At 68.9% G+C, this 4,571-nt stretch carries 3 protein-coding genes and 1 tRNA gene; 2 read left to right on the plus strand and 2 right to left on the minus strand.

Going from position 1 to position 4,571, the window contains the following annotated elements:
• Positions 1-188: 188 nt before the first annotated feature.
• Entirely contained in the window at positions 189-1,829 is a 1,641-nt protein-coding gene (locus V7E46_RS32600) for an alpha/beta hydrolase (RefSeq protein ID WP_333771782.1), read from the plus strand.
• A 102-nt stretch (positions 1,830-1,931) separates the two neighbouring features.
• Positions 1,932-2,005 (plus strand) — tRNA-Thr (locus tag V7E46_RS32605).
• 127 nt (positions 2,006-2,132) lie between these two features.
• Here V7E46_RS32605 and V7E46_RS32610 read toward each other — a convergent pair.
• The gene (locus tag V7E46_RS32610) at positions 2,133-3,725 is read right to left on the minus strand and encodes a tyrosine-type recombinase/integrase (RefSeq protein ID WP_333771783.1); all 1,593 of its coding nucleotides are present in this window, start codon (positions 3,723-3,725) and stop codon (positions 2,133-2,135) included.
• On the minus strand, positions 3,722-4,327 hold the full coding sequence (locus V7E46_RS32615) for a helix-turn-helix domain-containing protein (protein WP_333771784.1): 606 nt from the start codon (positions 4,325-4,327) through the stop codon (positions 3,722-3,724). The genes V7E46_RS32610 and V7E46_RS32615 overlap by 4 nt, the downstream gene beginning before the upstream one ends.
• Positions 4,328-4,571 lie beyond the last annotated feature (244 nt).

Here is a 4,571-nt window from a genome sequence, read left to right on the forward strand (position 1 = left end):
CCCCGCCTCTCCCGCCGTCAGAACCCCCCACCGCGTCCTCACGAACTGCCTACCCACACCACACTGCGTCGCAATCACGCAAAACGACTCAAAGCTCGTAATCACTCATTAGGGGACACCAATCCCCGCTGTCCCCGGGCACCGCCAGCTACGCTCGCATTCATCCGACGGGAGGACCTGAGCCGCCGATGCATCCGACGCACCCCACGCGCCTGCTCCGCTTCCCGGCCACCGTGATCGCGGTGACCGGGCTGCTGCTTTCCGCCTGCTCGGGCGGCGGCCACCAGGCCACGGCCTCCGTATCGACTCCCGCGCCGCCCGCCGGGGCCGCGACTGCGGCGCCGGCCCCGTCCGACACGGCGTCCCCCGGCGCGAAGCCCGCCATCACGGCCACGCTCAGCCCGCTCCCGGCCCGTACTCCCGCCGACCTGGCCTCGTACTACGAGCAGAAGCTGTCCTGGCACTCCTGCGGCGTCCCGGAATTCGAGTGCGCCACGATGAAGGTCCCGCTCGACTACGCCCACCCCGAGGCCGCCGACGACCTCAAGCTCGCCGTCGCCCGTACGAAGGCGGCAGGTCCCGGCAAACGCCTCGGCTCCCTGCTGGTCAACCCGGGCGGCCCCGGCGGCTCCGCGATCGACTACCTCCAGTACGCGGCCACCGGCTACCCGTCCGCCGTCACGTCCCGCTACGACATGGCCGCCGTCGACCCGCGCGGCGTCGCCCGCAGCGAGCCCGTCGAGTGCCTCGGCGACAAGCAGATGGACGCGTACACGGCTGTCGACACCACCCCTGACGACACCGCGGAGGCCGACAAGGTCGCCGGCGCCGACCGCGCCTTCGCCGCCGGCTGCAAGAAGATGTCCGCAGCCCTCATCGGCCATGTCTCCACGATCGACTCCGCCCGCGACATGGACGTCCTGCGCCAGCTGCTCGGCGACGCGAAGCTCAACTACGTCGGCAAGTCCTACGGCACCTTCCTCGGCGCCACCTACGCAGGGCTGTTCCCGCAGCGGGTCGGCCGGCTGGTGCTCGACGGCGCCATGGACCCCTCCGTGAGTGCGCTGGAAAGCAGCCGCGCCCAGGCGGGCGGCTTCGAGATCGCCTTCGGCGCCTTCGCCCGCGACTGCGTCAAACGCGCCGACTGCCCGCTCGGCCGCACCTCCGCCGCCAACGCGGGCACCCGCCTCGACGCCTTCTTCGCGAGCCTCGACAAGCATCCGCTCCCCACCGGCACGAAGCGCCCCCTCACCGAGGCCCTCGGCACGACCGGCGTGATCGCCGCGATGTACGACCAGGAAGCGTGGCCCGCCCTGCGCGGCGCCCTGATCAGCGCCAACAAGGGCGACGGCGGCCCGCTCCTGAAGCTCTCCGACAGCTACTACGAGCGCGACGACGCCGGTAAGTACAGCAATCTGATGTACGCCAACGCCGCCGTGAACTGCCTCGACCTGCCCCCGGCCTTCCGCTCCCCGGCCGACGTCGCCAAGGCGCTCCCCGCCTTCCGTGCCGCCTCCCCGCACTTCGGCACCACGCTGGCCTGGTCCTCGCTGATCTGCGGCTACTGGCCGCTCCACGCCACCGGCCACCCCGAACGCATCCAGGCCAAGGGGGCCGCCCCGATCCTGGTCGTCGGCACCATCCGCGACCCGGCCACCCCCTACGCCTGGGCCGAGTCCCTGGCCGCCCAGCTCTCCTCCGGCCACCTCCTCACCTACGACGGCGACGGCCACACCGCGTACGCCCGCGGCTCCACCTGCATCGACACCGCCGTCAACGCGTACCTTCTGGCCGGCACCGTCCCCCCGCCCCACAAGAAGTGCACCTGACCTGCGCTTTTCCAAGATCCCCACCCGGTCAGGACCACCCCCCGCAACCCTGTAGACTTGGCCCCGCTGCGCCTGCCACCCTTGGCCCCGAGCGCGCAGCACGCCGCCTTAGCTCAGTTGGCCAGAGCAACGCACTCGTAATGCGTAGGTCTCGGGTTCGAATCCCGAAGGCGGCTCCGAAAGAGCCCAGGTCACATAGCCCGTGACCTGGGCTTTTCTGTTGCTCGGGCATGGCGCGGAGCTGGATGGGAACCCTGTGGGAACGGCTTGCGTGAGCGATGCGTGAGCGGATCCGCTCGGGACCTACATCTTGGGCTTCTTGCGCTTGCCCTTCTTCTTGGCTCGGGCCTGCGCTTCCTTCGTCTTCTTCGCTGCCTGGCGGGCCTCCTCCGCCTCGGTCTTGCGCTGGAGGGGGACGAGCTTGGCGGTGGCTTCGGCAGCCTTCTTGCCGACCTCGGGGAGGACGCTCTGGTAGATGTCCCGCGTGATCCGGGTGTCGCTGTGCCCGAGGGTGTCGGACACGACCTTCACGTCGACGCCGACGGCGAGCATGAGGGTGGCCGCGCCGTGGCGGAGGTCGTGCAGCCGGATGGGCGGGAGGCTGGAGGCGGCGACGAGCCGTTCGAACAGGTCGGTGACCTTGCCAGGGTGCAGCCAGGACCCGTCCTCTTGGGTGAAGACGAGGCCGGTGTCCACCCAGGCCGAGGCCCAGTCCTCGCGGTCGGCCTCCTGCCTCTCGCGGTGCCGCTTCAGTACCTCGACGGTGTCGTCGTCGAGCGCGATGACGCGGAACCCGTTGTCCGTCTTGGGCTCGGACGTCTCGACCTGCCAACCGTCTTGGACGAGTTGGGCGGAGACGGTGAGGGAGTGCGCGTCGAGTTTGGTCTCCGACCAGGGCTGACCGCAGGCCTCACCGCGTCGCAGGCCGCGGAAGGCGATGAGGTGCCACATCGCGTAGAGCCGGTCCTCGGCGACGGAGTCCAGGAACGCGCCGGTCTGCCGAGGCGTCCAGACCATGACGGGGGAGGGCTTCTCGTTCGTCCTTCGCCACTTCTCGACCCGCTCGTCCGTCCACACCAGCGCCTTGGGCTTACGCACGGGGTCGATCTCGACGTGGGCCGCCGGGTTGAGAGTGATGATCTGCTGGCTGATGGCGTCGTTGAGCGCCGCCCGCAGAGTGGCCTTGACATGCAGGCGCGTCGCCGGACCGGTCACGCGCCGAACCGCCGGCATGGCGTCGATCGCCTCCTTCATCGCCTTGCGGCGCGCACGATGTTCGGCGCCCTTCCACGGAACGGTGGCAAGCTCCGCGACCGCTGCTTTCCGCTGGGCGTTCTGCTCCAGGACCTCGGCGTTGGCGTCGGCGATGGCGGTGAACATGTCGCTGAGGTGGCTGACCCGGAGCCGGTCGAGACGGAGATGCCCGATGCGCGGCTTGAGGTGGATGCGGATGTCGGTCTCGTAGCGGCTGATGCCGGACTTGCGTATGCGCTTGGCGGCGAGCCACTGGTCCAGCCACTCGCCGACGGTGATCCGGCCGATGAGGTCCTGACCGGACCTCAGCCGCCGCCTCGTCTCCTCGACGTCGGGGAGTGGGGTCTTCTCCTCGCTGACTTCCGCCAGCATGGCCGCGATCAGGGCGACGCCTTCGGGGTCGTCCGACTCGGCCAGGCCGAGGAGGGCGCGTACGTGGTCGAGGTCCGCTTGGGCGGCCTTGAGCGTCTCGTAGCCGGCGCGGTTGAAGGCGCGGCGGGAGCCGTCCGGGCGGGGCGGGAGTTCCTGGCGTATGGAGTAGGAGCCGTGCTTCCGGGTGGTGAGCTTGGGGCAGCTCTTACCGAGGGGGCGGCCTGTTTTGGGGTCGCGGCAGTAGCAGCGGCGGTGCGTGGAGCCCTTCAAATGCTGTCCGTTCCGTTGGGGATGTCGGATGTGAGATAACTCAGATCGGGCGGCAACTGCCCGGACGGACCGAGAATGCGGCGGATGCGTTCGCGGCTGGCGTCTGAGCGTGCAATGGCTGTTTCGAGGCGGGCGATGGCTCGTTCGGCGGCTTGGCGAGCGTGCGCGCGGCTCTTGGGGTCGGTAGCGGACTGCGCATCGTTGTCGTAGTTCCGCATGTCGTTCCAGGCGTCGATGCTGAAGGCTTCGTGCCGCTGGTATTCGCGGAAGGTGCGGACAAGGGCTCTGTCCATGCCGTAGCCGGAGTCCCCGTCGAACCAACTCATGCCTTCCCAGGGGGAGACCGCGTCCTGGAGCGGGAGTCGTTGCACCTGGCTGACGTGTCCGAGCGGGAAGATCAACAGTGCTGGGTGCGTGCCGAGTGCTTCGGCGAGCACGATGACGTCGACGAGCGGCAGTATCGAGCGGCGTCCGGATTCCATGTTGGCGATGACGTTGCGGGGGATCGGGTGGCCGATCTCGGTGCAGACGTCAGCCAGTTCCTGTGCGCTCATGTCCCTCTCCTTCCTCCGCCGTCGAACCTCGGCCGCCACGGTCGCCATGACTTGGTCGGTCCACTCCGGTACGTCGTGGTCCTCCTCGTCCTCGTAGTCGTCGTCCGCGCTTCCATCGTCAGGATCAAGTTGTGTCACAGAGACGCAATTGAAGCTTCCCCGTTGACCTGGACACCTGGAGACTGGGACCTGGTCCCAGAGGAGTAGAGCCAGGTGAGCAACAAGCAGGGCAAACGGTACTCGGAGGAGTTCAAGCGTGATGCCGTCGCGCTGGCCCGATCCTCGAGCAAAA

The organism is Streptomyces sp. IBSBF 2435, from assembly GCF_036815005.1.
Classification (GTDB): Bacteria; Actinomycetota; Actinomycetes; order Streptomycetales; family Streptomycetaceae; genus Actinacidiphila.

What these genes read in the sequence shown, in the direction of transcription:
- V7E46_RS32615 (WP_333771784.1), bottom strand. Translation starts at nt 4,327, where the DNA reads ATGGCGACCGTGGCGGCCGAGGTTCGACGGCGGAGGAAGGAGAGGGAC.
- V7E46_RS32600 (WP_333771782.1), top strand. Translation starts at nt 189, where the DNA reads ATGCATCCGACGCACCCCACGCGCCTGCTCCGCTTCCCGGCCACCGTG.